Origin of the sequence: Pseudomonas sp. HY2-MNA-CIBAN-0224, assembly GCF_040310285.1 — a bacterium.
GTDB classification, from domain to species: domain Bacteria; phylum Pseudomonadota; class Gammaproteobacteria; order Pseudomonadales; family Pseudomonadaceae; genus Aquipseudomonas; species Aquipseudomonas helleri.
Window position 1 is genome coordinate 96,403 of sequence record NZ_JBEOPQ010000001.1, and the last position, 16,780, is coordinate 113,182.

General features: G+C 59.8%; 15 protein-coding genes. 6 read left to right on the plus strand and 9 right to left on the minus strand.

All coding sequences use genetic code 11. The features are described 5' to 3' along the window. The first annotated feature begins 234 nt into the window (after positions 1 to 234). Complete coding sequence (locus tag AAEZ03_RS00530) at positions 235 to 924, plus strand: HAD-IA family hydrolase (protein WP_350574943.1); 690 nt, start codon at positions 235 to 237, stop codon at positions 922 to 924. 25 nt (positions 925 to 949) lie between these two features. Here AAEZ03_RS00530 and pdxR read toward each other — a convergent pair whose 3' ends face one another. Next, positions 950 to 2,368, minus strand: a complete 1,419-nt coding sequence (pdxR, locus tag AAEZ03_RS00535) for a MocR-like pyridoxine biosynthesis transcription factor PdxR (protein WP_350574945.1) — start codon at positions 2,366 to 2,368, stop codon at positions 950 to 952. A gap of 122 nt (positions 2,369 to 2,490) precedes the next feature. Between pdxR and AAEZ03_RS00540 the strand changes: the two genes are divergently transcribed. Further along, positions 2,491 to 2,943 carry a carboxymuconolactone decarboxylase family protein gene (locus tag AAEZ03_RS00540; RefSeq protein WP_153330971.1) on the plus strand — a complete coding sequence of 151 codons (453 nt, stop codon included), beginning with the start codon at positions 2,491 to 2,493 and terminating at the stop codon, positions 2,941 to 2,943. A gap of 34 nt (positions 2,944 to 2,977) precedes the next feature. On the opposite strand, the gene AAEZ03_RS00545 is transcribed toward AAEZ03_RS00540, so the two are convergent. Then, positions 2,978 to 3,568 (minus strand): CGNR zinc finger domain-containing protein, encoded by a 591-nt coding sequence (locus AAEZ03_RS00545; protein WP_350574949.1) that lies wholly within the window; start codon positions 3,566 to 3,568, stop codon positions 2,978 to 2,980. Between the two features lie 173 nt (positions 3,569 to 3,741). Here AAEZ03_RS00545 and AAEZ03_RS00550 point away from each other — a divergent pair, with 173 nt between their 5' ends. Then, positions 3,742 to 4,614, plus strand: coding sequence for an alpha/beta fold hydrolase (locus AAEZ03_RS00550; RefSeq protein WP_350574952.1), 873 nt, complete (start codon positions 3,742 to 3,744; stop codon positions 4,612 to 4,614). 50 nt (positions 4,615 to 4,664) lie between these two features. Here AAEZ03_RS00550 and AAEZ03_RS00555 read toward each other — a convergent pair whose 3' ends face one another. The 6 genes from AAEZ03_RS00555 to nikA form a co-directional block, all read right to left on the minus strand. After that, positions 4,665 to 6,779, minus strand: a complete 2,115-nt coding sequence (locus AAEZ03_RS00555) for a TonB-dependent siderophore receptor (protein WP_350574955.1) — start codon at positions 6,777 to 6,779, stop codon at positions 4,665 to 4,667. Positions 6,780 to 6,887: 108 nt separating this feature from the next. Then, positions 6,888 to 7,676 carry a nickel import ATP-binding protein NikE gene (gene nikE, locus AAEZ03_RS00560; protein ID WP_350574958.1) on the minus strand — a complete coding sequence of 263 codons (789 nt, stop codon included), beginning with the start codon at positions 7,674 to 7,676 and terminating at the stop codon, positions 6,888 to 6,890. Then, the gene (locus tag AAEZ03_RS00565) at positions 7,673 to 8,446 is read right to left on the minus strand and encodes an ATP-binding cassette domain-containing protein (protein ID WP_350574961.1); all 774 of its coding nucleotides are present in this window, start codon (positions 8,444 to 8,446) and stop codon (positions 7,673 to 7,675) included. Before AAEZ03_RS00565 ends, nikE begins: the two co-directional genes overlap by 4 nt. After that, complete coding sequence (gene nikC, locus AAEZ03_RS00570) at positions 8,443 to 9,288, minus strand: nickel ABC transporter permease subunit NikC (RefSeq protein WP_350574964.1); 846 nt, start codon at positions 9,286 to 9,288, stop codon at positions 8,443 to 8,445. Before nikC ends, AAEZ03_RS00565 begins: the two co-directional genes overlap by 4 nt. Then, the gene (gene nikB / locus AAEZ03_RS00575) at positions 9,285 to 10,226 is read right to left on the minus strand and encodes a nickel ABC transporter permease subunit NikB (protein WP_350574967.1); all 942 of its coding nucleotides are present in this window, start codon (positions 10,224 to 10,226) and stop codon (positions 9,285 to 9,287) included. The genes nikC and nikB overlap by 4 nt, the downstream gene beginning before the upstream one ends. A 3-nt stretch (positions 10,227 to 10,229) precedes the next feature. Then, positions 10,230 to 11,804, minus strand: a complete 1,575-nt coding sequence (gene nikA, locus AAEZ03_RS00580) for a nickel ABC transporter substrate-binding protein (protein WP_350574970.1) — start codon at positions 11,802 to 11,804, stop codon at positions 10,230 to 10,232. Positions 11,805 to 11,895: 91 nt separating this feature from the next. On the opposite strand from nikA, the gene nikR reads away from it, so the two are divergent. Continuing rightward, the gene (gene nikR / locus AAEZ03_RS00585; RefSeq protein WP_048370204.1) at positions 11,896 to 12,312 is read left to right on the plus strand and encodes a nickel-responsive transcriptional regulator NikR; all 417 of its coding nucleotides are present in this window, start codon (positions 11,896 to 11,898) and stop codon (positions 12,310 to 12,312) included. Positions 12,313 to 12,319: 7 nt separating this feature from the next. On the opposite strand, the gene AAEZ03_RS00590 is transcribed toward nikR, so the two are convergent. Continuing rightward, positions 12,320 to 13,531, minus strand: coding sequence for an MFS transporter (locus AAEZ03_RS00590; RefSeq protein ID WP_123748946.1), 1,212 nt, complete (start codon positions 13,529 to 13,531; stop codon positions 12,320 to 12,322). 548 nt (positions 13,532 to 14,079) lie between these two features. Here AAEZ03_RS00590 and AAEZ03_RS00595 point away from each other — a divergent pair. Then, a complete protein-coding gene (locus AAEZ03_RS00595) occupies positions 14,080 to 15,411 on the plus strand; it encodes an MFS transporter (RefSeq protein ID WP_350574975.1) in 1,332 nt (443 codons plus the stop codon). A 124-nt stretch (positions 15,412 to 15,535) separates the two neighbouring features. Continuing rightward, positions 15,536 to 16,762, plus strand: a complete 1,227-nt coding sequence (locus tag AAEZ03_RS00600; RefSeq protein ID WP_048370209.1) for an OprD family porin — start codon at positions 15,536 to 15,538, stop codon at positions 16,760 to 16,762. Positions 16,763 to 16,780 lie beyond the last annotated feature (18 nt).

Here is a 16,780-nt window from a genome sequence, read left to right on the forward strand (position 1 = left end):
CAGTGCCAAAAATCCTGCGCGCTTACAGTCAGGTTTGCTCAAGGCGTAGAAATACTCCACAAACCGGTAGGAGCGAGCTTGCTCGCGATCTTTTGATCTTCTTAACCTGTAGTCGCTGCCGAAGGCTGCGATCGCGAGGCAAGGTGAATGAAATACGGGTGTGCGCTGGCATTCAGGCAAGCCCGCCAGTTAAGGTGCTGCAATCCTTTCGCCTTCTACCAAGGATCTGTTGTGATGAATACACCGCGTACTGTTGTCGGCCCGATCAAGGCCGTGATTTTTGATATGGACGGTTTGTTGCTGGATACCGAAGGCATTTACTCCGAAGTCACGCAGATCGTCGTCGAACGTTATGGCCGCACGTATGACTGGAGCATCAAGCAGCACATCATCGGGCGCGGTGCCCAGGATCTGGCTGAGTACATTGTCAAAGCGCTGGATCTGCCGATTACCGGGCAAGAGTTTTTGAAGGCGCGCGAGCCACTGATGGCCGGGTACTTTTCCAAGGCCCTCGCCATGCCGGGGGCTGAAGCGCTGGTGCGGCATTTGAAGGCGCACAACATCCCGATTGCCGTGGGCACCAGTTCAACCAGCAGCGGCTTTGGCCACAAAACCACGTTGCATCGCGAGTGGTTTGCGCTCTTCGACACCATCGTGACGGCCGATGACCTCGAGGTGGGCGCCGCCAAACCCTCGCCCGACATCTTTTTGACCGCTGCCCGCCGCCTCGGCGTTGCACCACAAGATTGTCTGGTATTTGAAGACTCGCCGTTTGGCGTAACGGCCGCCAAGGCCGCCAGCATGACTGCCATCGCCGTACCCGATGCCGCCATGCCAGACAGCAAGTACCACCACGCGGACCTGATTATTCGCCAGTTGCCAGAGTTCGATCTGGCCGCCTACGGTCTGCCGTCGTTGCGCTGATAGGCGAGCTGGATCGACACGGCGGTTACATCAACGCCAGGATACGTTGGCCCAGCGCTTGAGCGCTGGCCAGCGAGTCGATATTGGCGAAACCCAGCAGCAACCCTGAAGGCTTGTCCGTGCTTTGGTGCCATTCGCTCAAGGCTTCGGCAAACAGCCCGGCTTCGCGCATGCGCTGCACCATCAGGCTGTCTGCGCAGGACGCGTTGAGCCGCAAAATGAGGTGCATCCCGCCGGGGTTGGCATCAATTTGGATCCGCTCGCCAAGCGCGCTCTTAAGCCCGTTCACCGCCATCGCCCGACGCTCGCTGTAGAGCTTGCGCATGCGCTGGATATGGCGCCCGAAATGCCCTTCGGCCATAAAGGTTGCAACGATGGCCTGGTTTAATTCCGGGCAACCGCCCTGGAAGGTTTTGCAGCTTTCCTCAAAACGCTCAACCAGCGCCGCAGGCACGACCACGTAGGCCAGGCGCATGCCCGGAAACAACACCTTGCTGAAGGTGCCGCTATAGAGCACGCGGCCCTCACGGTCCAGGCTCTTGAGGGCGGGGAGCGGGCGGCTGACGTAGCGGTATTCGCCGTCGTAATCGTCCTCGACGATCCAGGCGTTTTGCTGACTCGCCCACTCCAGCAACGCCAACCGCCGTGACAATGAAAGTGACACGCACAAAGGGCTTTGATGCGCAGGGGTAACCACGGCGGCGCGGGCGTTATGGCCGATTTCAAGAACCGTTGAAACCCGCAGGCCGTCTTGATCAACGGGCACCGCCACCGGCGTGATGTGCAGGCTTTGCAGCAGGCGCCGGGTCGGCGGATAACCAGGGTCTTCGACTAACACGCGGTCGGCAGGTTTGAGCAAGGTGTGGGTGATCAGCGACAGCGTCTCCCGATAACCTGCGGTGACAAAAACTTGAGCCGGTGAGCAGGCGATGCCGCGCGCCACCTGCAAGTACGTGGCAATTGCTGCACGCAGCGCCTGCAGGCCATAGACCGAGGGGTTGGCCATGTCTTGGGGCTGTGTGCCGCGCACGCAACGGGCGCCGATTTGCGCCCATATTTTTCTGGGGAAGGTATCCAGTGCCGGCACCCCCATTTGAAATGGCAGCACAGCCGACTGCTGGCGGATCGCCTGATGGGGCGCGGCCTGTGCGATGGCAGAGGCGGGTGGTGAAGAGCTTGTGCCGCTAATGCCGTCAGCCACTCGCGTACCGGCCTGACCACATGCCATCAGATAGCCTTCTGAAGTGAGCAGGGAATAGGCGTTGTCGATGGTGCCACGGGCCAGCCCCAATTCTTTGGCCAATGCGCGGGCTGCGGGCACACGGTCACCCGGCTTGAGCAGGCCCGCGTTGATGGCTTCGCGAAAGCGCCAATAAAGCTGACGGTAAATCGGCTCGCTGGAGGCGGGGTCAAGCGCCGATAAACTGGGAACTGAGATTTGCATGGGGAGGCCTGCACGGGTGAGCACAATCATGGTCCAGCCATGGAGCTGAATCATGGCCCTTTGTGACAGGGCCATGAAACCGCACTATGGCGCCACTCCACTTATCAATGCAAGGGCAGACCATGAGCACGCGTATCGACTATTCCAAAGCATCCCCTGAAGCCTTCAAAGCCTTCGGCGGTGTGCATGTTGCACTGCAAAACGGCGATCTCTCCAAAATGCTTATCGACCTGGTGTTCCTCCGGGTGTCGCAAATCAATGGCTGCGCTTACTGCATCGACTTGCACTCGCGAGACTTGCTCAAACTGGGCATGACTGTCGACAAGCTGCTGTTGGTGCCGGTGTGGCACGAAGCCCAGTCGCTGTTTACCGCCCGTGAGCAAGCAGCGCTGGCATGGGCTGAAAGCGTCACCCGGGTTGAGCAGACCGGCGTGCCGCAGGCTGACTATGATGCAGTAACGGCTGAGTTCAACGACAAAGAGCTGGCTGAACTGACCTATGCCATCAGCCTGATGAATGCTTACAACCGACTGGGCGTGGCGTTCCGTATGGTGCCGACGGCAGCCAAAGTTTGAGATGAAATTGGCGAGTACGCCCTTGGCGTACTCGCTATTGCTGCAGTTTGCGTTTACGAAATTCAGCCACTTTATGGCGGTTGCCACACAGCGCCATGCTGCACCAACGGCGTTTGTGGGCCTTGGTGCGGTCATAAAACCACAGCACACAGTCCGGGTGTTCGCAGGTGCGAATCAACTCGGCATCGGCATTCACCAGCAAGTCAGCGGCGGCTTCAGCGATCGGCGCCAGAAACTGTTCCGCCGTTTGCTGTTTGTGCAGGCGTTGCAGGCTGAGTTCGCCCGCTTCATTCCAGGCCAGTTGCGGGTAACTCACCGCCTTGCGCAAAAAGCTGTTCAGCGCAGCGGGATCCCCTTGCTGCCCCGCCTTGCGTTGCTCCAACAGATCACGGATCACTTCTCGCAAATGCCTTGCGGCTGTCAGCAGGGCGCCTTCCTCAAACTCGGGTATTTCTTCCTGAGCAAACCATTCAAGACGCACGAGCCAGCGCTTCACATCGGCATCGCCTTGCCAAAAGTCGACCGGTACAGCTTCGACATTGGCTCGGGTATTTAGCATGTCCAGCACGGGATGGTCAGCCAGCACATACGGCTCAAGCGGCGGAGTAACGGGGGTGGCGCTCATGGTCGGTCCTCGAAAAAAGCTGGGCCATCGTAACCGTTAATGACTGATCTGGGTAGTTACCAAACTAGATCTTGTAACCATAATAATTAATTTGACAGGTTACTTATTTGGGTGCAGCTTTTTAAAAGCTAACCCGAGCATTTAATTTTTATGGTTACTCAAGGAGCGTCTGTATGCCCAATTCAAACCCCGTGGTGCGTTATAAACACATTGAGGCCGATGGTGTTCGTGTGTTCTATCGCGAGGCCGGCGATCCGTCGGCGCCGGTGATGTTGTTGCTGCATGGTTTTCCCAGCTCATCGCATATGTTCCGCGACCTGATCCCGCTGCTGGCGGCTCACTACCGGGTTATTGCGCCGGATTTGCCGGGCTTCGGTTTTACTGAAGTGCCTGAGGCGCGGGGCTATCGCTACAGTTTCGATAACCTGGCAATTACCCTGGGGCATTTTGTCGATGCGTTGAAACTCACGCGGTATGCGCTGTATGTGTTTGATTACGGCGCGCCGGTGGGTTTTCGTCTGGCCATTGCGCACCCCAAAAGGGTCAGTGCGCTGGTCTCGCAAAACGGCAATGCGTATCTGGAAGGGTTGGGCGATGCCTGGGCACCGATTCGTGCGTATTGGGCCGAGCCGACTGCGGCTAATCGTGAGGTTATCCGCAACGCGGTACTGAGCCTGGAAGGCACGCGTTATCAGTATCTGCACGGCGTTGAAAGGCCAGAACAGGTGGCCCCGGAGTCATGGATGCTGGACCTGCTGTTGATGCAGCGGCCGGGCAATGACGAAAGCCAGCTGGACCTGTTTCTCGACTACCGCAACAACCTGACCCTGTACCCGCAGTTTCAGGCGTTTTTCAAGGCTGCCCAGGTGCCGACGCTGGTGATTTGGGGCAAGCACGATCCGTTTTTCATCCCGCCGGGGGCTCACGCCTATAAAACCGATAACCCCAACGCGGTGGTGGAGTTGCTGGACACCGGCCACTTTGCTCTGGAAACCCACGCCGAGCACATCGCCCAGCGGATTTTGGCGGTGCTGCCACGGGGTTGAACCTTGAAGCCCGGCAGGCTTGCCAGCAAGGGCAAGCCTGCCGGGTGCTTTTAGAACTTCCAGCTCACGGATGCCGTGACATTGCGCGGGTCGCCAAAGTTGCTTTGGGCGTAGCGCACGCTGTCCAGGTACTTCTGGTTGGTCAGGTTGTCGAGGTTCAGTTGGGTGCTCCAGTGCGGGTCGATCTGGTAACTGGCCATCAGGCCCACCAGCGCGTAGGCATCCTGGCTGGCGGCCGGGGTGGTGTCGTTCTCGACCTTGCTTTGCCATTTCAGGCTGCCACCGACCTTGACCTTGGGCGCCATCGGCAACTGGTAGGTCATGGAGGAGGTCAGCGCATTGCGCGGGATAAACTTGTTGCCGCGCTGATCATCAGCGTTGGTGATGTACACATAGGTGTAGCCGCCGCTGACTTGCAGGCCGGGGGCCAGTTCGCCCGACGCCTCCAGTTCAATCCCGCTGCTCTTGTACGACTCGCCATCGTACACATAGCCGCCCAGTGCGGGGTTGTAACCGGCATACGTCGCCACGTTGTCTTGTTGGGTGTGGAACACCGCTGCCGTGACATTCAGTTTATTGTCGAGCAAACGACCTTTGATCCCGGCCTCATAACTCTTGCCTTCCAGCGGGTCGATAACCTTGCCCTGGGTGTTCAGGCTGTACTGCGGGTTAAAGATTTTGGTGTAGCTGGCATACACCGAGTATTGCTCAGTCAGGTCGTAGATCACCCCGGCGTAAGGCGTGACCTTGCCGTGAATGCTCACATCGCGGGCGGTGTCGTAGTTTTCGCCATCGCTGTCAGCGCTGAGCATGCGTGCGCCGGTGATCAGGTGCAGGTCATCGGTGAGATTAAAGCGCGCCCCGGCATAGAGGCTCTTTTGCCGATCGGTGTAGTTGGAGGTCGCGGCGTCTGTGGCAATGTTGTACGTCGGCTTGGGGATATCGCCGTTCAGGGCGTCTTGCAGCGACACCGAGGTGTAGTACGACGAAGTGCCGTACAACGAGGTTTCCTGGGTGTGCGAGCGCGCGATGTTGGCGCCGAAGGTCAACTGATGCTCACGCCCGCCAAGGCTGAAAGGGCCGCTGAAAGACAGATCGCCATCCAGCTCGCGGGTATCGTCCTTGTACTTGGAAGCCAGGCCGGTATAGCCGGTGGCCGACGCGCTGTTGCTGTAGACGTAGAACATGTTGGTGTCTTCACGGTGTTCCATCGCCGTCAAAGTCAGCGTCGACTTCCAGTCATTCTCGAAGCGGTGTTCCCACTCGGCGAAGGCGCGGGTGGTGTGCACGTCCCAATACACCCACGGTTGGGAAATATTCGAACGGGTGCTGTGATAGTGGATCGGGTTGCCGTTGGCATCGGCCAGTGGCAGCGCACCCCAACTGGCGCCATTGGAGTTGGACTTCTGGTCTTCGATGCCGACGGTCAGGGTGTCGCTGTCAGTCAGGTCAAAAGCCAGCAGGCCACTGAGAATATTCTTTTCCCGGGAGTAGCGGTCGAGGTAGGAGTTGCCCGTGTCGTTGGCGTAGATAAAACGGCCGCGCACATTGCCTGAGTCAGTCAACGGCCCGGAAACGTCCAGGTCAACCCGGCGCTTGTCCCACGAGCCAGCACTGACGCTGACGGTGGCCTGGGTGTCAGCCGTCGGCCGTTTGCGCACAAAGTTGACCGTGGCTGACGGGTTGCCGGTGCCGCTCATCAACCCGTTGGCGCCGTGCAGAATGTCCACTTGCTCGTAGGGCGCCATGTCGATATCGCCCACCAGCAATCCTCCGTTCAGCGGCATGCCCATGCCGTCGTACTGGAAGTTGGTAATGTCAAAACCGCGCGCGGTGAAGTAGGTGCGGTCGGTTTCGACCTTCTGCACATTCACCCCCGGCGTGCTGTCCAGCACATCGCGAATGCTGTTGAGCTTGAAGTCATCCAGTTGCTCGCGCTTGATGCTGGTGACGCCTTGCGGGGTTTCTTGCGCGGTCAGGTTGAGGCGGGTCGTGGTGGCGCTGGGTTTGCCCTGATAGCCCTCAGGCGAGTCCTCTTCGGTGTCAGCAGCATTGACCGTGGTGGCGGGCAGGTCGACAGCGCCTTGAGCGGCGAAAGCGTGATTGAACATACCTAAAGCAACCAACGTCAGTGCTGACGTCGGCAGGGTGAACAGTTTGTGCATGATCTGCGAGTACTCCGGATGTGGAACTGCGTAGCCGAAATCGGTTACAAAGTTTTACATCTATACGGATGCAAATCATTTCTATTTACAAATCTTTACCATTTGTATTCAGGTGGTGCGGACTTTGGACGGCATGGCCGGCAATACCGCCTCTTGCAGGGTGCGTGCCGCCGGGTGTTCGAAGCGCATGCCGGGGATGACCTCGCGATCTTCAACCAGCTTGCCATCGGCCAGCACCACCACCCGCTGGCAAAACCGCCGGACCAGGCTCAGGTCATGGGTAATCAGTAAAAAACCGGTGCCGGATTCACGGCGCACGTCAGCCAGCAGGTCGAGTATTTGCACCTGCAACACCCGGTCAAGGTTGGACAGGGCCTCGTCGAGAATGATCATCTGCGGGTCGATCGCCAGCGCCCTGGCGATGCCGGCGCGTTGCAACTGGCCGCCGCTGAGTTGCGCTGGCAACTTGTCGCTGTCGCTGGCCGACAGTTTGACTTGCAGCAACAGGCGCTCCACGCGGGCCTGGATGGCTTCGGCGCTCATGTCCGAAAGGTGGCGCAATGGCTCGGCAATGCTCCAGCCAATGCTGCGCTGGGGGTTGAAGGCACTGATGGCGTCTTGAAAGACCATTTGCACCCGCCGCAGAAAGTGCTGCGGGTCCAGTTCCTGTAACGTCTGGCCCTCGAACAGGACACTGCCTTGAACGGGTGTTTCCAGGCCCATCAGCAAGCGGGCGAGGGTGCTTTTACCGCTGCCGCTTGCGCCCAGCAGGCCAAGGCTCTGGCCCGCGAGTAGGTCCAGGTTCAAGCCTTTGAGCACCTGCACGCGGTGGCGTTTGCTGAACATTCCGCCAGCGGTGTAACCGTGGTTCAGATCGCATACCTGAATAAGCGTCATGGCGTGCAGGTCTCCAGAGTCAATGCATGGTGCGCGGCCAGCAGCGTGCGCGCTTCTTCGCTTTGCGGGGTGTTGAACAGGGTGTGGACATCGGCCTGTTCGACGATGCGCCCATGGGCCATGACCGACACCTGATCGGCACAGCGCGCAACCACGCCCATGTCGTGGGTAATCAGCAGTACTCCGAGGTTTCGCTCTGCGACCAAGCGTTCCAGCAAGTCGAGAAAGCGTGCCTGGGCGACAACATCCAGATCGCTGGTGGGTTCGTCGGCCAACAAAAAGTGGCTGTCTGCGAGCAGCGCCAGGGCAATCATGAAGCGTTGCAACATGCCGCCGCTGAGCTGAAAAGCAAAAGAATCGAGCACCCTCGGCCCATCGTTGAGGCCGACTTCGTTAAGGGTGTCGAGAATTAATTGATCGGCGTGCACCCCGCGCAATCCTCGGCTGCGCAGGGTCTCCAGGGCATGCTGACGCAATGAGCGCACCGGGTTGAAAGCGCTGCGCGGGTTTTGCAGCACCAGCGCGGCCTCGCGCCCGCGCAACTGTGCGGGTTGCACCACGTGGCCGTCCAGACGCAGCGTGCCGCCCTGGCTGTGCACGCCGGGAGGCAGCAGGTCGAGAATGCCCAGGCAGCTCAGGGACTTGCCCGAACCGCTGGCGCCGACCAGCGCGTGCACCTCGCCAGCCTTGAGCGTGAGGTCGAGTTGTTCCACCAATGTGCGTTGCTGATGTGTGAGGCACAGGCCTTCAATATTCAGGGTTCGGGTCATTCCTTGATCTCCGCCAGTACGCTGGGGTCTAGCCGGTCGCGCAAGGCGTCACCGAGCAGGTTGAAGGCCATCACCGAGATAAAAATCATCAGCCCCGGCCACAGCAGCAGTTGCGGATGGGTCCAGATAAATTCTTTGGAGTCGTTGATCATCACGCCCCACTCGGGCGTCGGCGGGCTGACCCCGAGGCCGAGGAAGGACAGCCCCGAAACGTGCAGCATCATGTGGCCGATGTCCATCGACGCCAGCACCAGCAACTGCCCGACCACGTTGGGCATCACATGCTGGCGCAGGCGGGTCAGGCGCGAAGCCCCGGACAGCCGCGAAGCCAGCACGTAGTCGCGGTTACGCTGAGCCAGCACCATGCCGCGCACCATGCGCGCATACCAGGCCCAGTGTGACAGGGCGATGGCGATAATCACGTTGGTCAGCCCGGTGCCCAGCAGGGCAATCAGGAAGAACGCCAGCACCAGGGTCGGGAAGGTCAGGAACATATCGCACAGGCGCATCAGAAACATGTCGACCTTGCCGCCAACAATCCCGGCGATGCCGCCAATCGTCACGCCCATGATCAGCACCAGCCCCAACACCAGCACCACGCTGCCCAGTGACCATTGCGTGCCGACGATCAACCGCGACAGCACATCACGGCCCAGATGGTCGGTGCCCAGCCAATGGCTGGTACTGGCGGACAGCAAACGGTCGTCAAGGTTGACCAGGGTGGCGTCGTAGGGCGCGATCCAGGCCCCGAACAAAGCGAATATCAGCAGCAGCGCAACCAGTACATAACCGACACGCAGATCGCCTTTTTTACCTGCCAGCGCAGTGTTCACGGTACTCATGCCATCACTCCCGACAGACGCGTGCGCGGGTCGAGCCACGCGTAGCAGATGTCGACCACCAGGTTGCACAGCACCAGCAGCGTGGTAAGCAGCAAGGTGAAACATTGCATCACCGGGAAGTCGCGATTAAGCACCGCGCTCACCGCAAAACGGCCGATACCGGGCCAGGCGAAAATGGTTTCGATCACCAATGCACCGCCCAGCAACTCGCCAACGTGCATGCCGGTGGCGGTGACCAATGGCATCCAGGCGTTGCGCAGAATATGGTCGCGCCAAACCCGGCGCTCGTTCAGGCCACGGGCCCGGGCATAGAACACATGCCGCTGCTGGCGCACATCGAGCAGGCTGGCGCGCAGCAGGCGGGCATTGATAGACATCGACATCAGGGCAATCGCCAGCACCGGCATGACCAAGTGTTGCGGGCCGCCACGGCCCATGGGTGGCAGCCAGCCGAGCCACAGCGAGAGCAGGGCGATGAGCAAAAAAGCCAGCCAGAAATTCGGCATCGACACCCCGATAAAGGTAATGAAACGCACCACTTGATCCGGCCAGCGACCTTTCCAGCGGGCCGCTGCCAGGCCCAGCGGAATACTCATCAGCAAGGTCACGAGCAACGCCAGACCGCCCAGTTGCAAGGTGGCGGGCAGGTAATACAGCACGTCATCCAGCACCGGGCGCCCGGTGATATACGACGTGCCGAAATCCAGGTGCACAGCGTTCCATAGCCAACTGACGTACTGCTCAACCAAAGGCCGGTCGAGGCGCAGGGCATGCCGCGCCTCGGCCAGCGCCGCGTCGGTGGGCGGGATCTGTGACAGGCGCAGGTAATCCAGCGCCGGGTCGCCATTGCCCAGGTGCAGCAGGACAAAGACGATCAACGACACCCCCAGCAACACCGGAACCAGCAGCAAAAGCCGCAAAACGATATAACGCAGCATGGCTCAGGGCTTCCCGGTGGCAGGGCGCATGGCTTCAAACGGCACGTCAAACAGCGTGCTGCCGAACTGCACGTTATCGACCCCTTTGGCGCTGACACTGATGGCCGTGAGGTACGACACCGGCAGGTACACCGCCTGGTCATGCAGCGTGGTGAGGATCTCGCGGTAACCTTCGGCACGTTTGCCTTCGTCGGTTTGCCCCAGAACCTCGGCTATTTCGTGGTCAATCGCATCTTTCATCGGCAGCCCGCGCTGGGCCATGTAATCGGCATGCCCTGGGTAGCGCATGGAGCTCACAAACGAGTGCGGATCATACGGCGCGCCCCAGGTATCCGCGAAGATCATGCCGAAGCGGCCCTCGCGTTGGCGCTGCACCAATGAGCCTTCTTCTTCGGCGCGTAACTTGACCTCGATGCCGACCTTGGCCAACTCACCCTGAATGATTTCAGCCAGGCTTTTTTGCAGCGCGCTGGTGCCCAGAAACACCAGTTCGGTGCTCAACGGCTGACCGTCCTTTTCCCTGACGGTTTTACCGGCGGGCACTTTCCAGCCCGCAGCGTCCAGGGCTTGGCGGGCGTGATCGGGGTCATAAGGCAAGGCTTTAAGGCCGATGTTGGCGTAGGGCATGTTGCTGGAAAACAGCGCGTCGGCACGCGGCTCAAGCCCGTGCAGCACCTTGGCGATGATGGTGTCTTTGTCTACCGCCTGATTGATGGCCTGACGCACCACCAACTCGTTGGTCGGCGCCTGCCCGGTGTTCATCGCCACCGTGCGGGTGGCCAGTGGCGCGGAAATGGCGGTGTTGAAACCGGCGTCACGCAGCCGTACAAAGGTCCCGGGGGAGATTTCGCCTTCGGCACCATGGATCAGGTCCAGTTCGCCGGTTTGCAGGGCAATGGCGCGGCTGTCCGGGTCTGAAATCACCTTGACCAGCACTGCGCCATAGGCTGGTTTGGCCCCCCAGTAATGTTCGTTGCGCTCGAAACGGTCGTACTCGCCGCGCCGGGTTTGCGCCAACACCCACGGCCCGGTGCCGACCGGTGTGCCGGGTTTGGCGTCGGGCGCGGCAAAACGCAGCGGGCGCACTTGCGCCAGCTCCATCAGGGTCGGGTAGTACGGGTGCTTGAGGTGCAACACCAAGGTGTGCTCGTCGGGGGCTTCAACGCGGTCCAGGGTCGAGACCAGCTCCATCCACTGATGGCGTTTGGCATTGGCCAAAACCGCATCCAGGTTGGCCTTGGCTGCGGCCGCATTAAACGGGCTGCCATCGCTGAACTGCACATGCTCACGCAGGGTGAAGGTGTAGGTTTTGCCGTCAGGCGAGACGCTCCAGTGTGTGGCGAGCCACGGTTCGAGCGTGCCCTCGGCGGTGTAACGCACCAAGGGCTCATACACCATGGCCTGGGCGTACATCTGGTTTGGCGAGTAGCCCCTGGGGTCAAGCGGCCCGGCATTGGTGGGCCATGAATAGGTCAGGGTCGGGGCGGCAGTGGCGCTGTAGGCCGGGATTGTGCCGGTGCTCAGGCAGGCGCCCATGATCCAGAGGGCAAGCTGTTTTTTCACACTTGACTGCTTCACACTGCGTCTCCCAATGATTGATGGCCAGTAGCCTATTCACGCGTTGGGTGTGAAGTCTATGTAAAAAGCTCATAACTGCGAGGCAAATTTAATGCAAAGGGTCACAATTTCGCTGGACGATGCCTTGCTGACCGTCATTGACGAGCGGGTAGCGGCGCACGGCTATCAAGGTCGCTCCGAAGCCATCCGGGATTTGTTGCGTGCAGGCTTGCTGGAACAGGCGGCAGACGACCCCGAGGCACCCTGTGTGGCGACCTTGAGTTATGTTTACGATCACGCCACGCGGGAGCTGTCCAAGCGCCTGAACAATGCGTTTCATGAACACCACGACCTGACCCTGTCGACCCTGCATGTGCACCTCGACGAGGGCAAATGCATGGAGGTCTCGGTGCTCAAAGGCGCAGTAGGGGAGGTTTCAGCGCTGGCGCGTCAGGTCATGGCCGAGCGTGGCGTGCGCCATGGCAGCGCGCAGATCATTCCGCTGGAGGCGCTCGTCGCTGAACAGTGACCGGAGTTCAGGCATTGGCGCACGTGGCGGTCCGTGTGCGCCACAACAGACGGCCCGCAGTGATTGACCAGTTGCACAGCGCGATCAGCAGAATGATCGACAGCAGGGTCGGGATGCCGTAACTGACGATGATGTGCCCGGCCAACCATGGGAAACCAAACACCCCGACAAAATACGCCAGGCTGAACAGCACCAGTGATTGCGACGTGTGCCCGGCGGGTGCTTCGTTGGCGGCCAGCCCGTTGATCACTGAATAGGTCAGCCCGTAACCCACCCCAAGCGTCACCGCAGCCAGCACATAGGTCGCGCTGGAAGTGACACTGAACATGAACATCAGTACCGAGAGCACGATCATGGCGGTCAATGCACAGGCCATCCAGTACGGGTCGCGCTTGACGATAAAGCCCGCGATGAACAGTCGGCAGGAAATCGCGGCGCTCATGAAGCCCAGAAAGAACAGCGAATAATCCAGCTGATTGAGCGTCGCGTAAGAGGTTTGAAAACTCGACAATCCGCCGAAAATCGCACCGCCCAAACCGACCATGACAATCGCGAACAGCGCTTTTGAGCGCAGCACCGTTACAGCTGCACGCGGTGTGATTTTGCACACGCTGACCGGGCCGACAATTGCGCTTTGCTCCTTGATTTTCGGGCCGATCAGGACAAACGCCAGGCCGCCGAGCAAACTGGCGACGGTGGCCGCGATAAACGCGGTTTCGACCGGGTAGCCCAGCGCTTCACTGGCTCGACCGAGCAAAGGGCCGGTGCCGATGCCGGTCATCATGCTGCCCGACAGCAGGGCAAAATATTTAACCCGGCGCGCGGGTTCGATAATCATTGCCACGATGATCGGGCCCAAGGTGTAAAACACCCCCCAACCCAGGCCCAGCAGCAACCCGAACAACAGAGCCGCGACGCCGAACGTCTGCACATTGGCGAAGCCCAGGCACGCGGCGGCCAGCAGCACGGCGCCTGCCGCAATGGATTTGGGCGCGCCGAACAGATCGGTCAGGTGCCCGGAGAAAATCACCGCAGCAAACGTGCTGACCATGGCCGCCGAAATAATCGTGCCTGCATCGGACTCACTGCCACCGTGGGCGCTGAGCATCATGGCCAACAAAAACGTTGTGCCGTACGACACGGACAACAAGTAACTGCCCAGACAAAACAGGCCGAACACGCCGTTGGAAGTGCGGGTGGCAGGTGCAGAAGATGACATGGGGGAGGGAGTCCTTGGACGGCGATTGTTATTGTGAAGTGCTTAATACCAGACTTGCCCGGCCACACAGGATCCAAACCTTCGGATCCTGAGGTCGGGATGTTCTAAACAATGGGCACAATTAACGACTGTAGGAGCGAGCTTGCTCGCGATCTTTTGATCTTTTAAAAGATCGCGAGGCAAGCTCGCTCCTACAGAGAACGGATGGTGATCGATAATCGCACAGTAATATCAGTCATGTAATGAGAGCTTAACTGTCTGATAAATAAGAAAATATTAGTATTTTTAGAAGTTTAATAGAGACGTTTTGCCCTGTCCCGCCCCGGCCCTCATCTTGTCTATGGATCCATTAACGGGTTGACTAGCGGCCAGGTGATGTCCGGGGTCTCGCCCCTGACCGTTACCCATAAAAACTACAAAAAGGGTCTCGTCATGAAAGCCTTCGCAAGGGCAAAGAACCGCCTGGGTTCTGCATGCTTTATGTCTGTGAGTCACGCCGTGTTATGCGGCTCTTTTGCTTCGGTGATGTCCGGGCAGGAGGCACGCGCATGGCTATCGATCTGAAAACCACTGTCGACACTGGCCCGATGAGTTCTTTCCAATGGCTCGCCATCGGAATTTGCATTGTGCTCAACATGATCGACGGTTTCGATGTGCTGGTGATGGCCTTCACCGCCGCCTCGGTATCGGCCGAGTGGGCGTTGAGCGGGGCGCAAATCGGCATGCTGCTCAGCGCCGGTTTGTTCGGCATGGCCGCCGGTTCTTTGTTTATCGCTCCCTGGGCGGATCGCATCGGTCGGCGTCCATTGATCCTGCTGTGCCTGGTGGTTTCCGGCGTTGGCATGCTGCTGTCTTCGATGAGCCAGTCGCCCACTCAATTGGCGCTGCTGCGCGGCCTGACCGGGCTGGGTATCGGCGGCATTCTGGCCAGCAGTAACGTGATTGCCAGTGAGTACGCGAGCAAGCGCTGGCGCGGTCTGGCGGTGAGCTTGCAGTCCACCGGCTATGCCCTGGGCGCCACGCTGGGCGGCCTGATCGCTGTGTGGTTGTTGTCGCATTGGGGTTGGCGTTCGGTGTTTCTGTTCGGCGGCATCGTGACTTTTGCGGTTATCCCGCTGGTGCTGTTGTGGTTGCCTGAGTCGCTGGACTTTCTGCTGGCCCGTCGCCCGGCAACCGCCTTGCAACGTATCAACCGTCTGGCCCAGCGCATGGGGCTGCCGACCTTGAGCCAAATGCCGCCCGTGGTGGCGAGCGTGGCAGGCGAGGGCAAGGGCTTTACCAAGCTGCTGACGCCGGCACTGCGCCGCACCACGTTGTTGATCTGGACGCTGTTCTTCCTGGTGATGTTCGGCTTCTACTTCGTGATGAGCTGGACGCCCAAGTTGCTGGTGTCTGCCGGGCTTTCTGCGCAGCAGGGCATCACCGGCGGCGTGCTGTTGAGCGTGGGCGGGATCTTTGGCGCCGCGCTGGTCGGTGGTTTGGCCTCGCGCTGGCCGCTGACACGGGTGTTGTCGCTGTTCATGCTGGTGACGGCGGGCTTGTTGGTGCTGTTTGTCGGCTCGGCTTCTTCGGTCATGGCGGCGCTGGGCCTGGGCCTGTTGATCGGGATGTTCTCCAACGGTTGCGTGGCCGGGCTGTATGCGTTGTCGCCAATCGTCTATGACGCCTCGGTGCGCACCACGGGCGTGGGCTGGGGCATCGGGATTGGCCGGATCGGCGCGATCCTGTCGCCCATCGTGGCCGGTTTTCTGCTCGATGGCGGCTGGCAACCGCTGCACTTGTACGGGGTGTTCGCCATCGTATTCGTGATCGCAGCAGGCTGTTTGTTGCTGCTCAAACCGGGCGCTCCTACCGCGCAGCCGGTACTTTCGCCAGCCTGATTTCGGGCGCTGATTAATGCCCGGCCCTGGCCGGGCACATTCCACACCTACAACTCAACCAGAGCTGGGCGGGCTTTTTCAGCTGCGGGGAGCGGCTGCGTCCAAAAAACGGAGAACAATAATAATGAAGAACACCATTGGCTTGCTGTCGTTGACCTTGTGCGCCCCTGTCATGGCACAGGATCAAGGCTTTTTTGAAGATTCCAGCACGGATTTACTGCTGCGCAACTACTACTTCAACCGCGACTTTCGTGACCCTGGCGCGACCAAAAGTAAGGTCGATGAGTGGGCGCAAGGCTTTATCCTCAAGTTCAGTTCGGGCTTTACCCCAGGCGTCGTCGGGTTCGGGGTGGATGGCATTGCCATGCTCGGCGTCAAGCTCGACAGCAGCCGCGAGGCCAGTGGTTCGGAGCTGCTGCCGGTGCGCAGCAATGGGCGCGCTGCAGACAATTTCAGCCGTGCCGGGGTGGCGGCAAAAATGCGCTTCTCGGCCACTGAAATCAAAGTCGGTGAGCTGATGCCGGACGTGCCGGTGTTGCGCTATGACGATGGTCGCCTGCTCCCGCAAACCTTCCGCGGGGCCATGCTGGTGTCCAAAGAGATCGAAGGGCTGGCGGTACAGGCCGGTCAATATCGCAAGGTCAGCCTGCGTAACTCTTCGGACATGCAAGAGCTGTCGACGTGGGCGGCACCGGGCGTGACGTCTGACCGTTTTAACTATGCCGGGGCAGACTATCGCTTCAACGAGCAGCGTACCCAGGTGGGTGTCTGGCATTCGCAACTCAAAGACATCTACCAGCAGAGCTACTTTAACCTGCTGCACAAGCAGCCGGTGGGTGACTGGGTACTGGGTGCCAACCTGGGCTACTTCATCGACAAGGATGACGGCAGCGCGCGCATCGGCAACGTCAGCAGCCGCACGGCGTACGGCCTGTTTTCTGCAGCGACGGGCGGGCACACGCTGTATCTCGGTTTGCAGAAAGTGAGTGGCGATACCAGCTGGATGTCGGTGTACGGCAGCAGCGGGCGAACCCTGGGCAACGACATGTTCAACGGCAACTTCAGCAACGCGGACGAGCGTTCGTGGCAAGCGCGTTACGACTACAACTTTGCCGCCATGGGCGTGCCGGGCTTATTGGCAATGGTGCGATATGGTCACGGCGACAATGCCACCACCAAGCAAGGCACCAACGGCAAGGAATGGGAGCGCGATACCGAGATCGGATACACCGTTCAGAGTGGCAGCTTCAAAAACCTCAGCCTGCGGGTCAACAACTCGACCAACCGGCGCACCTTCAACAGCGACTTTGATCAAACCCGCGTGATCATCAGCTACCCGTTGTCGATGTAATACCCCGGCACTCAACCC